Annotated in this window: 19 protein-coding genes; 11 read left to right on the forward strand and 8 right to left on the reverse strand. The window is 67.5% G+C overall.

Annotated features, from left to right (window positions below; all coding sequences use genetic code 11):
- The first annotated feature begins 221 nt into the window (after positions 1-221).
- Entirely contained in the window at positions 222-2,966 is a 2,745-nt protein-coding gene (gene polA, locus DTA22_RS20410; RefSeq protein ID WP_112300716.1) for a DNA polymerase I, read from the forward strand.
- A gap of 19 nt (positions 2,967-2,985) precedes the next feature.
- Here the strand turns inward: polA and trxA are convergent, their stop codons facing one another.
- Positions 2,986-3,354: a thioredoxin gene (gene trxA, locus DTA22_RS20415; RefSeq protein ID WP_005247443.1), complete on the reverse strand. Its 369-nt coding sequence runs from the start codon at positions 3,352-3,354 to the stop codon at positions 2,986-2,988.
- Between the two features lie 73 nt (positions 3,355-3,427).
- Complete coding sequence (locus tag DTA22_RS20420) at positions 3,428-4,426, reverse strand: helix-turn-helix domain-containing protein (RefSeq protein WP_112300717.1); 999 nt, start codon at positions 4,424-4,426, stop codon at positions 3,428-3,430.
- Between the two features lie 194 nt (positions 4,427-4,620).
- On the opposite strand from DTA22_RS20420, the gene DTA22_RS20425 reads away from it, so the two are divergent.
- Positions 4,621-5,526 carry a DMT family transporter gene (locus DTA22_RS20425; RefSeq protein ID WP_112300718.1) on the forward strand — a complete coding sequence of 302 codons (906 nt, stop codon included), beginning with the start codon at positions 4,621-4,623 and terminating at the stop codon, positions 5,524-5,526.
- Here the strand turns inward: DTA22_RS20425 and DTA22_RS20430 are convergent, their stop codons facing one another.
- Positions 5,527-6,048: a 2'-5' RNA ligase family protein gene (locus tag DTA22_RS20430; protein WP_037237412.1), complete on the reverse strand. Its 522-nt coding sequence runs from the start codon at positions 6,046-6,048 to the stop codon at positions 5,527-5,529. It abuts the gene before it with no gap.
- A gap of 19 nt (positions 6,049-6,067) precedes the next feature.
- Between DTA22_RS20430 and DTA22_RS20435 the strand changes: the two genes are divergently transcribed.
- From DTA22_RS20435 to DTA22_RS20450, 4 genes are all read left to right on the forward strand, one after another.
- The gene (locus tag DTA22_RS20435; RefSeq protein ID WP_037237410.1) at positions 6,068-7,162 is read left to right on the forward strand and encodes an isocitrate/isopropylmalate dehydrogenase family protein; all 1,095 of its coding nucleotides are present in this window, start codon (positions 6,068-6,070) and stop codon (positions 7,160-7,162) included.
- Positions 7,163-7,310: 148 nt separating this feature from the next.
- On the forward strand, positions 7,311-8,240 hold the full coding sequence (locus DTA22_RS20440; protein WP_052033462.1) for an ABC transporter substrate-binding protein: 930 nt from the start codon (positions 7,311-7,313) through the stop codon (positions 8,238-8,240).
- 20 nt (positions 8,241-8,260) lie between these two features.
- Positions 8,261-9,244 carry an amino acid ABC transporter permease gene (locus tag DTA22_RS20445; protein WP_037237404.1) on the forward strand — a complete coding sequence of 328 codons (984 nt, stop codon included), beginning with the start codon at positions 8,261-8,263 and terminating at the stop codon, positions 9,242-9,244.
- Positions 9,241-10,002, forward strand: a complete 762-nt coding sequence (locus DTA22_RS20450; protein WP_037237400.1) for an amino acid ABC transporter ATP-binding protein — start codon at positions 9,241-9,243, stop codon at positions 10,000-10,002. The genes DTA22_RS20445 and DTA22_RS20450 overlap by 4 nt, the downstream gene beginning before the upstream one ends.
- A 39-nt stretch (positions 10,003-10,041) precedes the next feature.
- Here the strand turns inward: DTA22_RS20450 and DTA22_RS20455 are convergent, their stop codons facing one another.
- On the reverse strand, positions 10,042-10,935 hold the full coding sequence (locus DTA22_RS20455; protein WP_112300719.1) for a class I SAM-dependent methyltransferase: 894 nt from the start codon (positions 10,933-10,935) through the stop codon (positions 10,042-10,044).
- 250 nt (positions 10,936-11,185) lie between these two features.
- Between DTA22_RS20455 and rpsA the strand changes: the two genes are divergently transcribed.
- On the forward strand, positions 11,186-12,670 hold the full coding sequence (gene rpsA / locus DTA22_RS20460; protein WP_037237394.1) for a 30S ribosomal protein S1: 1,485 nt from the start codon (positions 11,186-11,188) through the stop codon (positions 12,668-12,670).
- Positions 12,671-12,816: 146 nt separating this feature from the next.
- On the opposite strand, the gene DTA22_RS20465 is transcribed toward rpsA, so the two are convergent.
- Complete coding sequence (locus DTA22_RS20465) at positions 12,817-13,035, reverse strand: hypothetical protein (protein WP_005260399.1); 219 nt, start codon at positions 13,033-13,035, stop codon at positions 12,817-12,819.
- 170 nt (positions 13,036-13,205) lie between these two features.
- Here DTA22_RS20465 and coaE point away from each other — a divergent pair, with 170 nt between their 5' ends.
- Positions 13,206-14,420: a dephospho-CoA kinase gene (coaE, locus tag DTA22_RS20475; RefSeq protein WP_112300720.1), complete on the forward strand. Its 1,215-nt coding sequence runs from the start codon at positions 13,206-13,208 to the stop codon at positions 14,418-14,420.
- Between the two features lies 1 nt (position 14,421).
- Here coaE and DTA22_RS20480 read toward each other — a convergent pair whose 3' ends face one another.
- Complete coding sequence (locus DTA22_RS20480; RefSeq protein WP_037237387.1) at positions 14,422-14,940, reverse strand: DUF402 domain-containing protein; 519 nt, start codon at positions 14,938-14,940, stop codon at positions 14,422-14,424.
- A 77-nt stretch (positions 14,941-15,017) separates the two neighbouring features.
- Between DTA22_RS20480 and uvrB the strand changes: the two genes are divergently transcribed.
- The 3 genes from uvrB to DTA22_RS20495 all read left to right on the forward strand — a co-directional run bounded on the left by uvrB (position 15,018) and on the right by DTA22_RS20495 (position 18,724).
- Positions 15,018-17,180 carry an excinuclease ABC subunit UvrB gene (gene uvrB / locus DTA22_RS20485; RefSeq protein ID WP_005260403.1) on the forward strand — a complete coding sequence of 721 codons (2,163 nt, stop codon included), beginning with the start codon at positions 15,018-15,020 and terminating at the stop codon, positions 17,178-17,180.
- Between the two features lie 30 nt (positions 17,181-17,210).
- Entirely contained in the window at positions 17,211-18,083 is an 873-nt protein-coding gene (locus DTA22_RS20490) for an SCO6745 family protein (RefSeq protein WP_112300721.1), read from the forward strand.
- Between the two features lie 188 nt (positions 18,084-18,271).
- On the forward strand, positions 18,272-18,724 hold the full coding sequence (locus DTA22_RS20495) for a universal stress protein (RefSeq protein WP_005247414.1): 453 nt from the start codon (positions 18,272-18,274) through the stop codon (positions 18,722-18,724).
- A gap of 12 nt (positions 18,725-18,736) precedes the next feature.
- Here the strand turns inward: DTA22_RS20495 and DTA22_RS20500 are convergent, their stop codons facing one another.
- Positions 18,737-19,123, reverse strand: a complete 387-nt coding sequence (locus DTA22_RS20500) for a DUF732 domain-containing protein (protein WP_037237385.1) — start codon at positions 19,121-19,123, stop codon at positions 18,737-18,739.
- Entirely contained in the window at positions 19,120-21,402 is a 2,283-nt protein-coding gene (locus DTA22_RS20505) for a HelD family protein (RefSeq protein ID WP_112300722.1), read from the reverse strand. The genes DTA22_RS20500 and DTA22_RS20505 overlap by 4 nt, the downstream gene beginning before the upstream one ends.
- Positions 21,403-21,540: the final 138 nt, after the last annotated feature.

The following is a 21,540-nucleotide window of genomic DNA, read 5'->3' on the forward strand; positions in this document are numbered from 1 at the left end:
GGAGTCGCTTCCTCACGGTTGGGGCCACGCAGGTCCTCCGGGGACGTGTAGATCGGTCAGGAACATGCGGCGACGGACCCGACTACCGCCCGTGCCGCAATTTCCGGACTCTAACGGCTCCGGTCGCGCGAAATGGGGTTCTCGGATTTCCGGCACGTTTCGGTTGGGTATCGAACCATCCGGCTGATCGGTGTCGGATCCGCTCCCTAGACTGGGCAACCGTGAGCCCTGCAACCACCCCCCGGTCCACCACGTCCCCGACGTCCGGCGCAGCAGCGTCGTCCGACGATCGCCCCACCCTGATGCTGCTCGATGGCCACTCGCTGGCCTTTCGTGCGTTCTACGCCCTGCCCGCCGAGAACTTCAAGACACACAGCGGTCAGGTCACCAACGCCGTCTACGGGTTCACGTCGATGTTGATCAACCTGCTGCGCGACGAACAGCCCAGCCACGTGGCGGCGGCGTTCGACGTGTCCAGGCAGACGTTCCGGGCGGAGAAGTTCCCCGAGTACAAGGCCAATCGCAGCAAGGCTCCGGACGAGTTCAAGGGGCAGGTCGAGATCACCAAGGACGTCCTCGGAGCGCTCGGTATCCCGGTGATGGCCGAGGAAGGCTTCGAGGCCGACGACATCATCGCTACGCTCACCACCCAGGCCGAGGCGCTCGGCTACCGCGTCCTCGTGGTGACCGGCGACCGGGACTCGCTCCAACTGGTCACCGACGGGGTGACGGTGCTCTACCCGAAGAAGGGCGTCTCGGACCTCACCCGGTTCACGCCGGCGGCCGTCGAGGAGAAGTACGGGCTCACACCTGCGCAGTACCCCGACTTCGCGGCGCTGCGCGGCGACCCGAGCGACAACCTGCCGGGCATCCCGGGGGTGGGGGAGAAGACCGCCACCAAGTGGATCAAGGAGTACGGCGATCTCGTCGGCCTGGTCGACAACGTCGACAAGGTCCGCGGCAAGGTCGGTGACGCGTTGCGGGAGAACCTGCCGAACGTCCTGCTCAACCGGGAACTGACCGAGATGGTGCGCGACGTCCCGCTGCCGTACACCCCGGACCAGCTGATGCTCGCGCAGTGGGATCGGGAGAAGATCCACGCGCTGTTCGACGACCTCGAGTTCAAGGTGCTGCGCGACCGGCTGTTCGCCACATTGGCCCCGGTCGAAGCGGAGGCAGAGGAGGGCTTCGAGGTGCGCGGGGGCGCGCTCGATCCCGGAGCGGTCGCGGACTGGCTGGCGGCGCACGCGTCGACGGGCGAGCGATCCGGTGTTTCGGTGGTCGGCACCCGCACCCCGTACGGCGGTGACGTGACGGCGATCGCCCTCGCGACCGCCGACGGCGAGGGCGCCTATATCGCCACCGCTTCCGCCACCCCGGAGGACGAGAAGGCGCTCGGCGACTGGCTCGCGGACGCGGATCAGCCGAAGGCCCTGCACGAGGCCAAGTGGGCGATGCACGCTCTGCGCGGACGCGGCTGGGTGCTCGGTGGTCTCACCAGCGACACCGCGCTGGCGGCCTACCTGGTGCGCCCCGGCCAGCGGACCTTCAACCTCGACGACCTGTCGTTGCGGTACCTGCGCAGGGAGCTGCGGGTGGAGGAGACCGGCCAGGAGCAGCTGTCGCTGCTCGACGACGCCGACCAGGTCGACGCGGAAGCCGCCGAGACCGAAATTCTCAGCGCCCGCGCCGTCCTCGACCTCGCGGCCGCGCTCGACACCGAACTCGACAACATCGAATCGACGGCTCTGCTGTCGGAGATGGAGCTGCCGCTGCTGGAGGTGCTGGCCGTCATCGAGGCGTCCGGTATCGCCGTCGACGGCACCCACCTGCACGACCTGCAGAGCCGGTTCGCGGCCGAGGTGTCCGAGGCGGCGGAGGCGGCCTACGGGGTCATCGGCAAGCAGATCAACCTCGGGTCACCCAAGCAGTTGCAGGTCGTGCTGTTCGACGAGCTGGAGATGCCCAAGACGAAGAAGACGAAGACCGGGTACACCACGGACGCCGAGGCGTTGCAGAACCTGTTCGAGAAGACGTCGCACCCGTTCCTCGAGCACCTGCTCGCGCACCGCGACGCGACGCGGCTGAAGGTGACGGTCGACGGCCTGCTGAAGACGGTCGCCGAGAACGGCCGCATTCACACGACGTTCAACCAGACCGTCGCGGCCACCGGCCGGCTGTCGTCCACCGAGCCCAACCTGCAGAACATCCCGGTGCGCACGGATGCGGGCCGGCAGATCCGGGACGGTTTCGTCGTCGGCGAGGGCTACGACTCCCTGCTCACGGCCGACTACAGCCAGATCGAGATGCGGATCATGGCCCACGTGTCCGGCGACGAGGGGCTGATCGAGGCGTTCAACACCGGAGAAGACCTGCACAGCTTCGTCGGGGCGCGCGCGTTCGGCGTGCCGATCGAGGAGGTCACGCCGGAGCTGCGCCGCCGCGTGAAGGCGATGTCCTACGGGCTGGCGTACGGGCTGAGCGCGTTCGGTCTGGCTGCGCAGCTCAAGATCTCGACCGAGGAGGCCAAATCGCAGATGGAGGCGTACTTCGCCCGGTTCGGCGGGGTACGCGACTACCTGCACGAGGTCGTGGAACAGGCCCGCAAGGACGGCTACACGTCGACGCTGTACGGGCGCCGCCGCTACCTTCCCGACCTCACCAGCGACAACCGTCAGCGTCGCGAGGTTGCCGAGCGCGCCGCGCTCAACGCCCCCATCCAGGGCACGGCCGCCGACATCATCAAGGTCGCGATGATCAACGTGCAGCGCTCACTGCGCGAGGCGGGTCTGAAGTCGCGGATGCTGCTCCAGGTCCACGACGAACTCGTGCTCGAGGTCGTCGATTCGGAACGGGAACAGGTCGAACAGCTGGTCCGCGACAAGATGTCCTCGGCCATCGAGCTGTCGGTGCCGCTGGACGTGTCCGTCGGCACCGGCCGCAGTTGGGACGCCGCCGCACACTAGGCGGCGGCGGTCCTCCGCCCTATTCGGCCGGCGCCTGCTCGGCGATCTGTTTGCGCACCTCGTCCATGTCGAGGGCCTTGACCTGCGTGACCAGATCCTCGAGCGCCGCGGGCGGCAGCGCACCCGGCTGGCTGAACACCAGCACACCCTCGCGGAACGCCATGATGGTCGGGATCGACCGGATGTTCGCGGCGGCGGCGATGCCCTGTTCCGCTTCGGTGTCGACCTTGGCGTGTACGACGTCGGGGTGCTGCTCCGACGAGGCCTCGAAGGTGGGGGCGAAGGAGCGGCACGGTCCGCACCACGATGCCCAGAAGTCGACCAGAACGACGTCGTTGCCGGTCACGGTCTCGTCGAAGTTCTGCTGAGTCAGAGTCTTGGTGGCCACGAGGGTCCTTTCGTTCGGTTACTGCTGTGCGTGTGCAACGCCGCGTCGCCGCCGATTCTTCCCTGCGGCTTGCTCAGCCGGTGCGCTCCGTGTCCCGGAACGTGCGGCGGTACGCCTGCGGGGTGGTGTGACGCAGCCGCAGGAAATGCTGCCGAAGGACGGCGCCGCCGCCGAAGCCGACCCGTTCGGCGATCACGTCCACCGAGAGGTCCGAGTTCTCGAGCAGGTGCTGCGCGGCCAGCACCCGCTGGTCGCTGAGCCATCGGGCCGGTGTGGTCCCGGTCTCGGCCTGGAACCGCCGCGCGAACGTGCGGGGCGACATGTTCGCCTTGGCCGCCACCGCGGTCACCGACAGGTCGAGGGCGAGGTGCTCGGTCATCCAGTCGAGCAGCGGCCCGAGCGTGTCGATCGTCGTCGACGGCAGCGGCATCGCCACGTACTGCGCCTGGCCGCCGTCCCGGTGCGGCGGGACCACCATCCGCCGCGCGATGCCGTTGGCCACCCGGCTGCCCTGTTCCTTCCGCACGATGTGCAGGCACAGGTCGATACCCGCGGCGGTGCCCGCGCTGGTCAGGACGGGATCGTCGTCGACGTACAGGACGTTCGGGTCGACGGTGGCCGCCGGATGGAGGTCGGCGAGCCGCTGGGCGTGCCGCCAGTGGGTGGTGCATGTGCGTCCGTCCAGCAGTCCGGCCGCACCGAGCACGAAGGCGCCGCTGCAGAGGCTGGCGACCTTGGCGCCCCGGTCCACCGCGGCCCGGAGTTTGTCGAGCAGGGGATCCATGCACGGGTCGGGCTGCTTCGCGCAGACGAAGGTGCCGTCCGCCTCGGCGTAGGTTCCGCCCGCGGGAACGACGATGAGGTCGGCGTCGTCGAGCCGGTCGAGGTCGTACGGGACGTCGATGCCGTAACCGAAGCGGGTGCGGATCGGTTCCGGTGAGCCGGCGACGAGCGAGAAGTCGTAGGTGGGGAGTCCGTCGTCGGATCGGTCGAAACCGAACACCTCGCAGGCGACTCCGAGCTCGAACGCTTCGGTGAGCGGCATGAGCGGTACGACGACCTTTTTCAGCACCGCCCCAGTATGGCAGAAATACGGTCAACAATGTCGTTTCTGCCACTTTTTCTGAGGGGCCGATGGAACCAGGCTGAAGACATGACAATCCTGGTCGTGGTACTCCTCGTGTTCCTGGCGCTCGACGCGCTGGCGCTCGCCGGCCGCACGCCCGACACGCACAACGAAGTCATCCAGCACGGGGACTTCCGGTTTTGAGAGGGAACCTGGCGCTCCAGTACGCGGGCACGGCGCTCGCCTGGGGCGCGAGTTTCCTCTTCATCAAGGTCGGTCTCGAGGGCCTGTCCTTCACGCAGGTCGTGCTGTGGCGACTCGTGTTCGGGGCGGTGACCCTCGGTGCCGTCCTCGGACTCACCCGAACACGGTTGCCGCGCGAAGCGGCGACGTGGGCGCACCTGTCGGTACTGGCGGTCGCCCAGTGCGTGGTGCCGTGGTTGCTGTTCAGCTGGGCCGAGCAGAGCATCAGTTCGGGCCTGGCCAGCATCTACAACGCGACCACACCACTCATGACGATGTCGGTGGCCCTGGCGTTCCTGCCGGGGGAGAAGCTCACGGACGCAAAGCTGTTCGGCCTCCTGCTCGGATTCACGGGGGTGGTGGTGGTGCTGGCGCCGTGGCAGGCGGGGATCATCGGCAGCGTTCCCGCCCAGCTCGCGTGCCTCGGTGCCACCGCGTCGTACGGCGTGGCACTCGTCTACCTGAGGCGGTTCGTCCTTCCGCGAGGCGTCGGCACGCCCACCATCGCGTTCATGCAGGTGTCGATCGCGGCAGCCGCCATGCTCCTCGCCGCCCCGTGGGTCGCGAGCACGTCGATGCACCTGACCCCCGCGATCGTCGCGTCCATGATCGGGCTCGGGGCGTTCGGCACCGGGCTGGCGTTCGTGTGGAACACGAACGTGGTCCGCGGCTGGGGGCCCACCGCGGCCTCCACCGTCACCTACCTGACACCGGTGGTCGGCGTCGTGCTCGGCGCGGTCGCACTCGACGAGCACATCTCCTGGAACCAGCCCGTCGGGGCGCTCGCGGTGATCGCGGGAATCGTCGTCACCCAACGGTCTTCGCGCAAGGCCGCCGAGACGGTCGCCGCGGACGCATCGTGATCACGGCGGTGCCGTGACCACCCACTCGCGTTTGGCGTCCCCGTCCCACCGGCGCACCACCGACGCCCGGCCGATGATGTCGCCGCCGTCGAGCAGTCGCGCGGCCTCCGCGATCTGATCGGCCGGGAGTCGCCGCGCGAGAGTCACGTGCGGCGTCCACTCGCCCGGGCGGATGTGCGGCGTGAACTCCGTGGCGTGCGCCGCGAGATCGAACACGCTGCGGTGCAGGGACAGCAGCGCCTTCGACGGCACCACCAACCGGGACAGCGTGACATGCCTGCCGCCGAACATCACGAGCCCGCCCAGCCGGATGTGGAACGAGGGCGTCGCGATCCGGCGGCCCAGCAATTCGTCGATCTCGGGTGGGATGTGGCGTGCCACGAACAGGGTGATGTGGGGCCGATTCGATTCGGCGCGAACGCGAGTGCGGCTGGGCATCCCGGCATCCCACAGGCGTTGCCACTCCGCGCGCACGGCAACGTCGGTCGCTTCGTCGAACAGCAGTTCCACCGACTGGACCATGGTAGGCAATGATGGCCTCATGAGCGGTGCTACGGCAAACATTTCCGATACCCGGATCGGGGTGCTCCTCGGCGACGGCATCGGTCACGAGATCGTCCCGGCCACCCAGCGGGTGGTCTCGGCCGCGGTGACCGCGGCGGGAGGCGACGTCGACTGGGTGGATCTGCCCCTCGGCCTGGGCGCCATCGAGTCGCACGGAACGCCGATCCCCGACTCCACGCTCTCCGCGCTGGACGAACTCGACGCGTGGATCCTGGGCCCGCACGACAGCGCCGCCTACCCGGAACCGTTCCGCGGCCGGTTGACCCCCGGCGGGGTGGTGCGCAAGAGGTTCGACCTCTTCGCGAACATCCGCCCCGCCCGCTCGCTCGAGGGCGTCGCCTCGACGGTCCCGGACATGGACCTGGTGATCGTCCGGGAGAACACCGAAGGGTTGTACGCGGATCGGAACATGTTCGCAGGCAGCGGCGAGTTCATGCCGACTCCCGACGTGGCACTGGCGGTCGGCGTCGTGACGAGGAAGGCGTGTGAGCGCATCGCGCACACCGCATTCGCGCTGGCGCGCACGCGCGGCCGCCACGTCACGATCGTGCACAAGGCCAACGTGCTGTCGATGACGACCGGATTGTTCCGCGACGTCTGCAGGGAGGTGGGGGAGCGCGACTACCCGGACGTGCGGATCGACGACGAGCACGTCGACGCCATGACCGCGCACCTCGTCCGCAGGGGACGCGACTTCGACGTCGTGGTGACGGAGAACATGTTCGGCGACATCCTGTCGGACCTGACGGGTGAGTTGTCCGGCTCGCTCGGCACGGCCCCGTCGATCAACAGTTCCGAGACCAAGGTGATGGCGCAGGCGGCGCACGGAGCCGCCCCCGACATCGCGGGCCACAACCGGGCCAATCCCACGGCGCTGATGCTGTCGGCCGCGATGATGCTCGAGTGGCTCGGGGACCGCCGCGCGGACCGGCATCTCGGCGGCGCGGCCCACCGGATCCGCGACGCGGTCCGTGCGACGATCGCATCCGGAGTCGCCACGGCTGACCTGGGTGGACTCGCATCGACCAGTGAATTCACCGAGACGGTCCTCGCCCGGACACTCCGTCGCTGAAACCGCCGCCACGGGCCGGGACAGGCCGTTAATGTTCGGTAACGACGCCCGCAGATGCGGGTGCCGTAACCTACCGTTCGACTATTCGGAGTTCGCGAGTTCTCCGTCGCCGTAGCTCGCTCGGTGTACCACGATTTCCTTGGAGGACATGCCAGTGTCTGGTCGATCCGTCTTCGCGCGAGGCCGAGTGGCCCGCACCATCTGTGCACTGGCGGGTGGCAGTGCTCTGCTGCTCGCCGGCTGCGCCAGCAACACCGAGGGCGGTGGTACGCCCTCCGGAGAAGAGACCGTCGCCGTGGAAGTCGACAAGGTGGATGCCATCGCGGCGACACTGCCCGAGAAGATCGCCTCGTCCGGCAAGATCATCGTCGGTGTCAATATTCCCTACTCGCCCAACGAGTTCAAGGATCCGAGCGGCAAGATCGTCGGCTTCGACGTCGACCTCGTGGACGCCGTGGGCAAGGTGCTCGGCGTGACACCGGAGTACACCGAGGCGGACTTCGACAAGATCATCCCGTCGATCCAGGCCGGCAGCTACGACATGGGTATGTCGTCGTTCACCGACACCAAGGAACGCGAGCAGTCGGTCGACTTCACCACCTACTTCAGCGCCGGAGTGCAGTGGGCGCAGCCCGCCGGGAAGTCCGTCGACCCCACCAACGCGTGCGGCCTGCGGGTCGGCGTGCAGACCACCACCATCGAGGATCTCGAGGAGGTGCCCGCCAAGAGCGCGGCGTGCGTCGCGGCCGGTAAGCCGCCCATCGAGATCGTGAAGTTCGACAGCCAGGACGACGCGGCCAACGCCGTCGCCCTCGGCAAGGTCGACGCGATGTCCGCCGACTCGCCCGTCACCGCGTACGCGATCAAGCAGAGCGACGGCAAGATCGAGGCCGCGGGCGAGGTCTTCGACGCCGCACCGTACGGCTGGCCCGTCGCGAAGGGTTCGCCGCTCGCGCAGACCCTCCAGCAGGCGCTGCAGCACCTCATCGACGACGGCACCTACCGGACGATCGCCGAGAACTGGGGTGTCGAGGCGGGCGTCATCACCACGTCCCAGATCAACGGCGCCACGAGCTGAGCGGTTGACGAGTGTCTGACGTGGAGAAGGCTCCGGACCGGTCCGGCACCGAGACGGGGCAGGAACCGGAACCGATCAAGGCGATCCCGCTGCGGCGGCCCGGCCGCTGGATCGCCGCGATCGTCGTCGGTCTGCTGCTGGCGCTGTTCGTCAACGGTGCGCGCACCAACGAGGCGTACCGGTGGGACATCTACGCCCGCTATCTGTTCGACGCACGGATCTCGGCCGCGGCGTGGAACACCATCCAGCTGACGATCCTGTCGATGGCGATCGCCATCATCCTGGGTGTCGTCCTCGCCGTCATGCGGTTGTCGCCGAACCCGGTGCTGAAGGCGGCGTCGTGGGGGTACCTGTGGATCTTCCGCGGGACCCCGGTCTACGTGCAGTTGGTGTTCTGGGGGCTGTTCCCGTCGATCTACAAGCAGCTGGATCTGGGAATCCCGTTCGTCCACCAGTTCGTGCACATCGACCTGCAGGGAATTAACGCGGCGTTCCTGTTCGCGGTGATCGGGCTGGGACTCAACGAGGCCGCGTACATGGCCGAGATCGTCCGGGCCGGCGTGAACTCGGTCGCCGAAGGGCAGACCGAGGCGTCGGTGGCACTCGGCATGACGTGGTCGCAGACTATGCGCCGCACGGTCCTGCCGCAGGCCATGCGGGTGATCATCCCGCCCACGGGCAACGAGCTGATCAGCATGCTGAAGACGACGTCGCTGGTCACCGCGGTGCCGTACAGCCTGGAGTTGTACGGACGTGCCAGAGACATCTCGGGCGCGAACTTCCAGCCCATCCCGCTGCTGATGGTGGCCGCCACCTGGTACCTCGCCATCACCAGCCTGCTCATGATCGGCCAGTTCTACCTGGAGCGGTATTACTCGAAGGGTGCGTCCCGCAAGCTCACCCCGCGGCAACTGCAGGCGCTCGCCGACGCGCAGGGCAAGCCGCTCGTGATCGAGCCCGGGCCGGAGACCTTGCCCGACACACCCGGAGGGGAACGACGATGACGCCGATGGTCAAGGCGGACCGGGTCTGCAAGAACTTCGGGGCGCTGAAGGTACTCAAGGGTGTGTCGCTGGAGATCGACGCCGGCCAGGTCCTGTGCCTGGTCGGGCCCTCGGGCTCGGGGAAGTCGACGTTCCTGCGGTGCATCAACCACCTCGAGCAGGTCAATGCCGGGCGGCTGTACGTCGACGGCGAGATCGTCGGGTACTCCGAGCGGGGCGGCAAGCTCTACGAACTCCATCCCAGGGCTGCCGCGAAGCAGCGCCGCGACATCGGGATGGTCTTCCAGCACTTCAACCTGTTCCCGCACCGCACGGCACTCGAGAACATCATCGAGGCGCCCATCCAGGTGAAGAGGCTCAACAAGAAGAAGGCGCTCGAGCGGGGACGGGATCTCCTCGAGCAGGTGGGCCTGAGCGAGAAGGCGGACGCGTACCCGGCGCAACTGTCGGGTGGGCAGCAGCAGCGCGTCGCCATCGCCCGCGCGCTGGCGATGGACCCCAAGCTGATGCTGTTCGACGAGCCGACGTCCGCGCTCGACCCGGAGCTGGTCGGGGAGGTGCTGACCGTGATGAAGGATCTCGCGGCAGGCGGCATGACGATGGTCGTCGTCACGCACGAGATGGGCTTCGCACGCGAGGTGGCCGACCAGCTCGTGTTCATGGACGCCGGCGTCGTCGTCGAATCGGGCAACCCTCGCGAGCTGCTCGCCAATCCGCAGCACGACCGCACCAAGTTGTTCTTGTCGAAGCTGCTGTAATGGCCTCCGGCCCCGTGAGTACTTGTCAACCGCCCGCGGTTAACAAGTACTCACGGGTTTGCGGCAGCTGAAGATGGCGGTGCCGGGGAAGATCTGTCCACGCAGTGGGCTCCACTGCCCCCATTCGCGGTCGAGCCACTCGGGCCACTCCGGCTCGATGATGTCGCGTACCTCCAGGCCTGCCGCCACGATCTCGCGAACCCGGTCGCCGATGGTCCGGTGGTGCTCGACGTAGGTGGGGACGCCGTCGCCGTCGACTTCCACGTAGGGCGTGCGGTCGAAGTAGGGGAGCGACGCGGTGAGCCCGCGCGGGCCCGGATCGTCCGGGAAGATCCAGCGGATCGGATGGTTGACGGCGAACACCCACAGCCCGCCCGGGCGGAGAACTCGGGCCACCTCACTCATCACCTGCTGTGAGTCCGCCACGAACGGAACTGCGCCAAAAGCCGAACATGCGATGTCGAAACTCGCGTCGGCGAAGGGGAGGTGCTCGGCTCCCGCATGAACGAGCGGCACAGTCGCGCCGCCCGCCCGCATGGCCTCGACCCCGCGGGTCAGCATCGACATGGACAGATCGAGCCCGACCGCCCGGGCGCCCCGGCCGGCGAGCCATCGCGCACAGGGCGCGGAACCGCAGCCCACCTCGAGGACGTCCTTGCCCGCCACGTCACCGAGCAGGTGGTAATCGCCCTCGTGGAGTCCCTCCGGACACCAGACGAACTCGCCCCCGGACGAGTCCACGCCGAGGAACTCGCCGTGGGTGCGGTGGTAGTCGTCCGCATCGGCGTCCCACCAGGCGCGGCTCGCGCGTTCGCTGGACTCGGAATCGACACGAACCCTGCTCACCCCGGACGTTCCGAGCACGCTGTTGGCGGTGCCGTGACGGTCGTCTTCGGGAGAGAGAGGAGAATCGGAGGGGCGAGGATCGGGCATGGGCAACAGAGTAGAGCGTGGGAACGTGCCCGGGTTTGCCCAGCTTGCCCACGGGCGCGTAGCCTATTGCACGCGAGTGTCTATGTGTGCGGCATCGGATTCGGTTCAGTTCGAGTTTGTTCGGTTCCAGTCGGGTGTCGTTCACTGCGCTTGCGGTGATCTGATTCGGCGGGAATGTTCCGTCGGTTCAGGTTGCTTGTCCGACAGAACACCATCAACCGACCACAACCCGTCCGGAGCAACTCAACACATGCCCTCCACCACCGTGACCTCGCCGCAGGTAGCCGTCAACGACATCGGCTCCGCCGAGGACTTCCTCGCCGCCATCGACGCAACGATCAAGTACTTCAACGATGGCGACATCGTCGAAGGCACCATCGTCAAGGTCGATCGTGACGAGGTCCTGCTCGACATCGGTTACAAGACCGAAGGCGTCATCCCTTCCCGTGAGCTCTCCATCAAGCACGACGTCGACCCCAACGAGGTCGTCTCCGTGGGCGATGAGGTCGAAGCTCTCGTCCTCACCAAGGAGGACAAGGAAGGCCGACTGATCCTGTCGAAGAAGCGCGCTCAGTACGAGCGTGCCTGGGGCACCATCGAGGAGCTCAAGGAGAAGGACGAGGCCGTCAAGGGCACCGTCATCGAGGTCGTCAAGGGCGGCCTGATCCTCGACATCGGCCTGCGTGGCTTCCTCCCCGCTTCGCTCGTCGAGATGCGCCGTGTCCGCGATCTCCAGCCGTACGTCGGCAAGGAGATCGAGGCCAAGATCATCGAGCTCGACAAGAACCGCAACAACGTCGTCCTCTCGCGCCGCGCATGGCTCGAGCAGACGCAGTCCGAGGTTCGCAGCGAGTTCCTGCACCAGCTGCAGAAGGGCCAGGTCCGCAAGGGCGTCGTGTCCTCCATCGTCAACTTCGGTGCCTTCGTGGACCTGGGCGGCGTCGACGGCCTGGTGCACGTTTCCGAGCTGTCCTGGAAGCACATCGACCACCCGTCCGAGGTTGTCGAGGTCGGCACCGAGGTCACCGTCGAGGTTCTCGACGTCGACCTGGACCGCGAGCGCGTCTCCCTGTCGCTCAAGGCCACCCAGGAAGACCCGTGGCGTCAGTTCGCCCGTACGCACGCCATCGGCCAGATCGTGCCCGGCAAGGTCACGAAGCTGGTTCCGTTCGGTGCCTTCGTGCGCGTCGAAGAGGGAATCGAAGGCCTCGTCCACATCTCCGAGCTGGCCGAGCGCCACGTGGAGGTCCCGGACCAGGTTGTCGGCGTCAACGACGATGCACTCGTCAAGGTCATCGACATCGACCTCGAGCGTCGTCGCATCTCGCTGTCGCTGAAGCAGGCCAACGAGGACTACAACGCCGAGTTCGATCCGTCCAAGTACGGCATGGCGGACAGCTACGACGAGCAGGGCAACTACATCTTCCCCGAGGGCTTCGATCCCGAGACCAACGAATGGCTCGAGGGCTTCGACAAGCAGCGTGAAGAGTGGGAGAACCGCTACGCCGAGGCTGAGCGTCGTCACAAGATGCACACCGCTCAGATGGAGAAGACCGCTGCAGACGAGGCCGCCGAGGCTGCCACCGCTGCTGCCGGCTACTCCTCCGAGTCGGGTGCCGGCGACGCCGACGCCGCTGCGTCCTCCAGCGCCTCGTCGTCCGAGTCTGCCGGCGGATCGCTCGCCAGCGACGCACAGCTCGCCGCACTGCGCGAGAAGCTGTCGGGCAACGCCTAGTAAGTCCGCCTGACTCGTCAGGCAAAGCCGAAGACCCCGCTCCTGCATTGCAGGGGCGGGGTCTCGTCGTTGCACGACGTCCGAACATGGCTGTGGCCCAACCTCTTCGGAGGTTGGGCCACAATGGTGTCGGGTGAGGCGGGCGCTCAGTTCGCGGTGGCGGGAATCCAGTAACCGGACGACGACTGCACCTCGGCGCGCTTGCGCATCGTTGCGAAGCTGTGCCTGCCCTGGCCGATGAGTGCCGTGAGCCAGGTCCGGCGATGTTCGGCGAGCGCGGAGGCCACCTCGGGGATCTCGATGCAATGCACCCCGCCCGCAATGCCGAGGCGGTGCCGACCGAACTGGTTGCGGTGATCGCGCATGGCGTTCCTCTTCTTCGAGAAGGTGCAGGTCGGGTGCGTTCGCTAGAACATAACCGACCGTGTCGGACATCTGTGGTATTTGGGGCAGGTGAGTCTGCAGGGAGGGAAGAGGGTGGAGATCGGCGAGGGACGTGCGTACTCGGTGCACGGCGGGTGCAACACTGGGGGGCGTGTTGAGAATCGGCCTCACTGGAGGCATAGGAGCCGGTAAGTCCACCGTGTCGAAGGTCCTCGCCGAACTCGGGGCCGTGATCGTCGATGCCGATCTGATTGCGCGGGAGGTCGTCGAACCCGGAACACCCGGCCTCGCGGCCATCGTCGATCGGTTCGGCGAAGAGATCCTGACGGAGGACGGCGCGCTCGACCGGCCCGCCCTGGCCGCCCGCGCCTTCGCCGACGACGAATCGCGGCTCGCGCTGAATGCCATCGTTCACCCGCTCGTCGGGGCGCGCACCACCGAGACCATCGAATCGGCGCCCAAGGACGCGATCCTCGTCCAGGACATTCCGCTGCTGGTCGAGGGCGGAATGGGCGCTGCCTTCCACCTGGTCGTCGTCGTGTTCGTCGATGCCGAGGAGCGGGTGCAGCGGCTCGTCGGATCGCGGGGGATGCCCGAGACCGATGCGCGGGCGCGGATCGCAGCCCAGGCCGACGACGATCAGCGGCGGGCGGCGGCCGACGTCTGGCTCGACAACAGCGGCGCCCCGGGCGCACTCGAGCCGGAGATCCGGGCGCTGTGGTCGGAGCGTCTCGTGCCGTTCGAGTCCAATATCCGCACCCGGACCGTCGTCCGTGTCCTGCCCGAACTCGCCCCGCCGAACCCGCAGTGGCCGGCGCAGGCGGACCGGCTGATCGCTCGGTTGCGACTGGTGTGCGGCGACCGCGCTGTCCGGGTCGACCACATCGGGTCGACGGCCGTCGAGGGATTGCCCGCCAAGGACGTCCTCGACGTGCAGGTGACGGTCGCGAACCTCGAAACGGCGGACGACCTCGCCGAATCACTCGCCGACGCCGGGTTCCCCCGCATCGAGCACATCACCGCCGACGACCCGAAGCCCTCGTACCAGGGCGGAGAGACCGACCCGGCGCTGTGGGGCAAGCGAATCCACGGCGGTGCCGACCCGGGACGGCCCGTCAACATCCATCTTCGTGTCGACGGGTGGCCCGGGCAGCAGTTCGCGCTCGTGTTCCGCGACTGGCTGCGCGCCGACACCGACGCCCGCACCGAGTACCTCGCGGTCAAGGAAGGTGCGGCGGAGAAGGCTGCCGGGCACACGGACTACCGGGACGCGATCACCGCCTACGTCGACGCGAAGTCCCCGTGGTTCGACCGCGCCTACCACCGGGCGTGGGAATGGGCCGAGCGTACCGGCTGGAGCGCGTAGGTCACCGCCAGTCGATCGGCATCCCGATCGAGGCCAGCCACCGGCCGAGGTCGTGGCCGTGCGCGGCAATTCCGTCGATCGCCGTGGTGGCGGTGAGGATCGCCTGCTCGACCGTCGCGGTGTCGAGCAGTCCGGTGCTGTGCGCCTCCATCAACTCGTCGACGTCGAGGAGTTCGGTGTCGCGGCCGGTGCGGACGACCAGGTCCAGGTAGTGGTCCTCCGACTTCCACACGTCGTCACCTCGGGTGAAGGTGCCGATGTCGACGTAGTGGTCCTGATCGCGCTGGTGGTAGGGGTGGTAGTGGAAGATCGACGCGCGCAGACCGAGGTCGGGGAGCAGCCACGACTCCAGGTAGTGGAACTGCCGGTGGTCGGAGGTGCGCGCCATGTACAGCCCCCACGGCTCGACGCGGTAGTGATCGACGTGGCGGACGAACCCCTTGGGGTCGGTGTTGGTGTGATCTCGTAGGTCGAAGTACTCGACCTTCGGTGGGTGGATGTCGTGACTCGCGCCTGCCATGGTGGGGAACCTACCGGGTTTTTCAGCCGACGGAGATCGTCGGGGAGTTTGTCGGTACCTGCGCCTACCCTGGTTGCATGGCGTTTGCATCCGAGCACCCCGTGGTGGCACATTCCGAGTTCCGTCCCATCGGGGATATCGAGCGGTCGGAAGCGCGGTTCGAGGTCGTCAGCGACCACAAGCCGGCCGGCGACCAGCCCACCGCGATCGCCGATCTGGAACGCCGCATCAACGCCGGCGAGAAGGACGTGGTCCTGCTCGGCGCCACCGGTACGGGTAAGTCCGCGACCACGGCGTGGCTGATCGAGAAGGTGCAGCGGCCCACCCTGGTGATGGCGCCCAACAAGACGCTCGCCGCGCAGTTGGCCAACGAGCTTCGCGACATGCTGCCCAACAACTCCGTCGAGTACTTCGTCTCGTACTACGACTACTACCAGCCCGAGGCGTACATAGCGCAGACCGACACCTACATCGAGAAGGACTCGTCGATCAACGACGACGTCGAGCGACTGCGCCACTCTGCGACGTCGAGCCTGCTCTCGCGGCGGGACGTGGTCGTGGTGGCGTCCGTGTCGTGCATCTACGGCCTCGGCACCCCGCAGTCGTACCTCGACCGGTCGGTGCAGCTCGAGGTCGGTGTGGAGGTTCCGCGCGATGCGCTGCTGCGGCTGCTGGTCGATGTGCAGTACACCCGCAACGATCTGGCGTTCACCCGCGGATCCTTCCGGGTGCGCGGCGACACCGTCGAGATCATTCCCTCCTACGAGGAGCTGGCGGTGCGGATCGAGTTCTTCGGCGACGAGATCGAGGCGCTGTACTACCTGCACCCCCTCACCGGGGACGTGGTGCGGAAGGTCGACTCGGTGCGCATCTTCCCGGCCACGCACTACGTCGCGGGTCCCGAACGGATGGAACGCGCCGTCAAGGACATCGAAGCCGAACTCGAGGAACGGCTCGCCGACCTCGAGAACAAGGGCAAGCTGCTCGAGGCGCAGCGGCTGCGGATGCGCACGCAGTACGACCTCGAGATGATCAAGCAGGTCGGGTTCTGCTCCGGCATCGAGAACTACTCGCGTCACATCGACGGTCGTGGGCCGGGCACCGCGCCCGCCACACTGATCGACTACTTCCCGGAGGACTTCCTCCTCGTCATCGACGAGTCCCACGTGACGGTCCCGCAGATCGGCGCGATGTACGAGGGTGACATGTCGCGTAAGCGGAACCTCGTCGAGTTCGGGTTCCGGTTGCCGTCCGCCACCGACAACCGCCCGCTGACCTGGGAGGAATTCACCCAGCGCATCGGGCAGACGGTGTACCTGTCGGCCACACCCGGCAAGTACGAGCTCGGACAGGCAGGCGGGGAGTTCGTCGAGCAGGTCATCCGCCCCACCGGTCTCGTCGACCCCCAGGTGGTCGTCAAACCGACCAAGGGGCAGATCGACGACCTCGTGCACGAGATCCGCGAACGCGCGGACCGCGACGAGCGCGTCCTCGTCACCACGTTGACGAAGAAGATGGCGGAAGACCTCACCGACTACCTCCTCGAACTCGGGATCCGGGTGCGGTACCTGCACTCGGACATCGACACTCTGCGACGGGTCGAGCTGCTCCGGCAGCTTCGGCTCGGGGAGTACGACGTTCTGGTGGGTATCAACCTGCTGCGTGAGGGACTCGACCTTCCCGAGGTGTCGTTGGTGGCCATCCTCGACGCCGACAAGGAGGGGTTCCTCCGGAGCTCGACCAGCCTCATCCAGACCATCGGCCGTGCAGCTCGTAACGTCTCCGGCCAGGTCCACATGTACGCCGACAAGATCACCGACTCGATGCAGCACGCGATCGAGGAGACCGAGCGGCGGCGTGAGAAGCAGATCGCCTACAACGAGAAGATGGGCGTCGATCCGCAGCCGCTGCGGAAGAAGATCGCGGACATCCTCGACCAGGTCTACGAGGAAGCCGAGGACACGGCCAGCGGGGTCGACGTCGGCGGTTCCGGACGCAACGCCACCCGCGGGCGCCGCGCGCAGGGCGAGGCCGGACGCTCGGTCAGCGCCGGGGTCTACGAGGGTCGCGACACGAAGTCGATGCCCAGGGCGGAGTTGGCCGACCTGGTCAAGGAATTGACCGATCAGATGATGAACGCCGCCCGCGATCTGCAGTTCGAACTCGCCGGGCGACTGCGCGACGAGATCGCCGACCTGAAGAAGGAGCTGCGCGGCATGGACGCCGCGGGTCTGAAATAGCGGCGGCGTCGAGGCAGTACGGTCTGAAGCATGGATGCACACAGCGCAGGTCGTACCGCCCGGTCCTTGGAGTTGCTTCATTCCCTCAGCTATTTCGTTCCCGAGGTCGAGGATCGTCTGGTCGAGGCGGGTCTCGAGCCGGGTCGGATGGGCTACTTCGCGGGCCGCTCCGCGGCGATGGGCGCGGTCGGTGCGGGCGTCGTCACTGCGACCTTCTTCAACTTCAGTCCGGCCGTGATCGAGTCGGTCATTCCGCGTGCCTGGGGTCTGGCCACGCCCGCGGCAATCGTCGACGCGCGATACCGGGCGGTCGGGGAGGCGTATGTGCGACTTCTCGGCGAATCGGTGACGAATTCTCCGGAGATGGCCGAGGCCGCCGAACTCGCGTCGATCGCCGCCCGGGGGATCCAGGGTGTCGAGGGTAGGCCCCTATACGCGGGTTATGCGGAGGTGGAGTGGCCGGACGCACCGCACCTCGCCTTCTGGCATGCCCTCACGTTGTTGCGGGAGTACCGCGGCGACGGTCACGTCGCCGCCCTGCAGACGGCGGGGCTCAGCGGACTCGAATCTCTGATCACGCACACCGCGACCGGATTCGGCTTCCAGAAGAAGTTCGCGATCACCCGCCGCGCCTGGACTCAGGACCAGTGGGACTCGGCGAGCGACAGTCTGCGCGACCGCGAGATCCTGGACGCGCGGGGTGAACTCACCGCAGACGGCAAGGAACTGCGCGAACTGGTCGAGGATCTCACCGACGATCTCGCGCTGGCCCCGTGGGCCGCGCTGGGGGAGGACGGGGCGGCCCGGCTCGTCGAACTCGCGACCCCGTGGCGTGACGCGATCGTCGCGGCGGGGGTGTTCCCGGCCGGCGTGTTCGGTCCCAAGGTCGGCACGTCACGTTGACGCTGATCACAGCCCGGGCGCGTCCGGAATGTGATCCGTCATGCACTGGGGATATCCCCTGTGGCATGTGTTGCAAATGCACCTATGCGGGCACCGATACAGCTAGGGTCAGCGCAGTGGCTGCTGGGTCCAGGCATGACGGATGTCCGGACCCCGGCCAATTGACCACCGCAGACATGGAGGAATGAATGAGCGCCTACCGGACCGTTGTCGTCGGAACCGATGGCTCCGAGTCGTCGTTTCTGGCCGTCGAGAAGGCTGCCGCCATCGCGGGGGACGCCGGCGCCAAGCTGATCATCGCCTGCGCGTACTACCCGGCCGATCCGAAGGACGTCGGGCAGGCCGCCGACGCGCTCGGTGACGAGGCCTACCAGATCACCGGTTCTGCCCCGACGTACGAGATCCTCCGCACCGCGAAGGAGCGCGCCCACGCCGCCGGCGCCAAGGAGGTCGTGGAACGCGCCGTCGTCGGCGCCCCCGTCGAATCGCTGCTGAACCTGGTCGACGAGGTCGAGGCCGGTCTTCTGGTGATCGGCAACCGGGGACTCAACACCCTTACCGGGCGTCTCCTCGGCTCGGTTCCGTCGGATGCCGCACGCAAGTCGACGTCCGACGTCCTCATCGTCCACACGGTGCGCTGACGCACGACTCGATCAGCAGTAATTCGCCTCGGCGGCATCGAGATAGACCTGCGCCACCTGTTCGGTGGTGAGGCCGATATCCGACGTCGCCGAGGCGAACTGCGCTATCGGGGTCAGATGCGCGAGGATCGTCGCCTCGTCGGTGCCCCCGGACAGCTGACCGCAAATCCCGTTGGCGAGTGCCATGACCGTGTCGTCGGGCAGCGCCGGTATGCCGGCTCCGATCAGCGACTCCTTGTAGCGCAGGCCACGGGCGTCCAGGTGTGACGCGGCTGTCGTGGACACAACCGAGGCCGTCGACGGCGGATCGGAGGCGGTGGCCTCCGAACACGCGGTCAGCACGATCGCGGTGAGGACGAGCCCACACCCCATCAGCCGACCGCGCCCGCCCGGTGTCACGACAGAATCCCGACCTCGGCCGGACCGAGTTCGGACAGCACCGCGGGCAAGGTCTTGGTGTGCACCACACCGAGTCGTTGCGTCGCGCGGGTCAGGGCGACGTAGAGGTCGTTCATTCCCCGCGGCGACTCGTCGAGAATGTCCTGGGGTTCGGCGATGAGCACCGAGTCGAACTCCAACCCCTTGACGTCCCGAACCGTCAGGACGCTGACGGTGTCCGACCTCAGGTCGGAGAGTGCGGCGACGAGGTCGTGGCCCCCGATCACGACAGTGGTGCCCGGTCCGGTTTCCCGGGACACGCAGGTGCGCACGGTGTCTGCGAGTTCGCCTTCGGACACCTGCAGTGCCCACGGCGCGAAACCGGATTCGCGCACCGACCGCGGCACTGTCTGTTCGGCGTCGATCTCGGCGAGAACCCGCCGTGCCGTCGTCATGATCTCCGCCGGAGTGCGGTAGTTGACGGTCAGTTCCGTCAGCTTCCACCGTGTGGCCACGTACGGCTCGAGGATCCGTTGCCACGACGACGTTCCCGCCGGGTCGCCGGTCTGCGCGGTGTCGCCGACGAGCGTCATCCAGCGATTCGGTATGCGCCGCATCAGCATTCGCCAGGCCATCTCCGAGAGCTCCTGCGCCTCGTCGACGATCACGTGGCCGTAGGTCCAGGTTCGGTCGCCCGCTGCGCGCTCCGCGGTCGTCTGGTGCTGTCCCACGTCGTGGCGTTCGGCCAGCTGACTGGCGTCGATCAGGTCGTAGGCCATCAGAATTTCCGGGTCCAGCTCGTCCTCGAGATCCTGTGGCGCCGAACCGGTCAGGATGTCCAGAGCGCCCTGGGCATCCGCGATCTGGGCGCGCCACTGGCGGCGGGCGCGCTCCCGTTCGGCGGCGTCGTCGACGCCGAGCAGTTCCGCCAACTCGTCGAGCAGGGGTGCGTCGGCGGCACTGAAGCCGCGCATGACGGGGCGTCGCAGCGACTCACGTTGCGCTTCGGTCAGATTCGGCGCGGCGTCGGCCAGTCGCTTCGGCGAGGCATACAGTTCGGCGAGGACCTGCTGCGGCGACAGTTCCGGCCACAGCGCACTGATCGCCGTCATGATCTCCGGGTCTTCGCGCATCTCGTCCCGCATATCGGCGATGTCGTCCCGGCTCAGCAGGTTGCCGCCGTCGACGACGTTGGCGCCCAGTGTGTCCGCGAGTTGCTGGGCGAGTGCCTCGATGACCGACGAGACGAAGATGGGACGGGCCAGGTTGTGCGGGCGTCGCGACGACCTCGCCCGGCCACGCGCGCGGGTGACGACCTTGCGGTCGAGGGTGATCCGGTAGGTGTCGAACGTCAGCTCGACGGGACGCGACGGCACCTCCTGCCGGTCCCGGACCGCCTTCTTGAGGACGTCTAGCATGTCGAGCGAGCCCTTGATCTCGCCGGCGTCGAGGCCGTCCTCGACGGTGGCGCGGACACCGGGGTAGAGGTCGCCGATGGTCGAGAGCAGCACACCGGTCTCGCCGAGCGACGGCAGCACCTGACCGATGTAGTCGAGGAACGTGGCGTTGGGGCCGATGATGAGGACACCGGCCTTGGCGAGCTGCTGACGGTAGGTGTACAGCAGGTAGGCGGCGCGGTGCAGAGCGACCGCGGTCTTGCCGGTTCCGGGTCCGCCCTGGACCACCAGCACACTCTTGTGTTCCGACCGGATGATGGCGTCCTGTTCACCCTGGATCGTCTCGACGATGTCGTTCATCTGACCCGTGCGGGCCGCGTTGAGGGCCGCGAGCAGCGCACTCTCGCCCGCGACGCCGTCCGAGCCGGTGACCGTGCCCGCGGCCTCCGCCGCCGCCAGATCCAGATACTCGTCGTTGACGGCCGTCACCCGGCGGCTCCGCGTCCGGATGTGCCGTCGACGGGAGACGCCGTCGGGGGCGGCGGGGGTGGCGAGGTAGAACGGGCGGGCAAGGGGCGCACGCCAATCGAGGAGCATCGTCTCGTAGTCGTTCTCCTCGTCGAGGATGCCGAGTCGGCCGATGTAGCGGTGCTCGCCGTCGAGATCGATTCGCCCGAAGCACAGACCGTTCTCGGCGGCGTCGTATTTGGCGAGGTCTTCGGTGTAGAGCTGGTTGAACGACTCCCGCTCGCTGCGGGCTTGCGGGGTCCCGCCGGTTTCGAGCAGAACACGGCTCAGCCGGTTCGCCGCGTACTGGCGAAGGCCGTCCAGTCGGGTGTAGAGCATCGTCACGTACTGCTGCTCGAGCTCGCGCTCGTCGCGTGACGTGTCCTCGTCGGGCAAGAGGTCTCCTTGACTGGTTCGGCTGCAACCGGATCGGCTGCAAAAGTGCCTGGACAGTCTAGTCGGCCCCGGAGGCGGCCCGCTGACAGTGCAGGTCAGGGGCGATCTCCGGGGCCGATCAGATCGAATATCCGGCGC

The organism is Rhodococcus wratislaviensis (assembly GCF_900455735.1).
GTDB classification, from domain to species: domain Bacteria; phylum Actinomycetota; class Actinomycetes; order Mycobacteriales; family Mycobacteriaceae; genus Rhodococcus_F; species Rhodococcus_F wratislaviensis.

Excerpts from the sequence above, each read along its gene's own strand:
- DTA22_RS20430 (WP_037237412.1), bottom strand. The coding sequence starts at position 6,048 with ATGGTCCAGTCGGTGGAACTGCTGTTCGACGAAGCGACCGACGTTGCC.
- DTA22_RS20455 (WP_112300719.1), bottom strand. The coding sequence starts at position 10,935 with ATGCCCGATCCTCGCCCCTCCGATTCTCCTCTCTCTCCCGAAGACGAC.
- DTA22_RS20440 (WP_052033462.1), top strand. The coding sequence starts at position 7,311 with ATGCCAGTGTCTGGTCGATCCGTCTTCGCGCGAGGCCGAGTGGCCCGC.
- DTA22_RS20465 (WP_005260399.1), bottom strand. The coding sequence starts at position 13,035 with ATGCGCGATCACCGCAACCAGTTCGGTCGGCACCGCCTCGGCATTGCG.
- DTA22_RS20495 (WP_005247414.1), top strand. The coding sequence starts at position 18,272 with ATGAGCGCCTACCGGACCGTTGTCGTCGGAACCGATGGCTCCGAGTCG.
- DTA22_RS20435 (WP_037237410.1), top strand. The coding sequence starts at position 6,068 with ATGAGCGGTGCTACGGCAAACATTTCCGATACCCGGATCGGGGTGCTC.
- uvrB (WP_005260403.1), top strand. The coding sequence starts at position 15,018 with ATGGCGTTTGCATCCGAGCACCCCGTGGTGGCACATTCCGAGTTCCGT.
- DTA22_RS20490 (WP_112300721.1), top strand. The coding sequence starts at position 17,211 with ATGGATGCACACAGCGCAGGTCGTACCGCCCGGTCCTTGGAGTTGCTT.
- DTA22_RS20450 (WP_037237400.1), top strand. The coding sequence starts at position 9,241 with ATGACGCCGATGGTCAAGGCGGACCGGGTCTGCAAGAACTTCGGGGCG.
- rpsA (WP_037237394.1), top strand. The coding sequence starts at position 11,186 with ATGCCCTCCACCACCGTGACCTCGCCGCAGGTAGCCGTCAACGACATC.
- DTA22_RS20480 (WP_037237387.1), bottom strand. The coding sequence starts at position 14,940 with ATGGCAGGCGCGAGTCACGACATCCACCCACCGAAGGTCGAGTACTTC.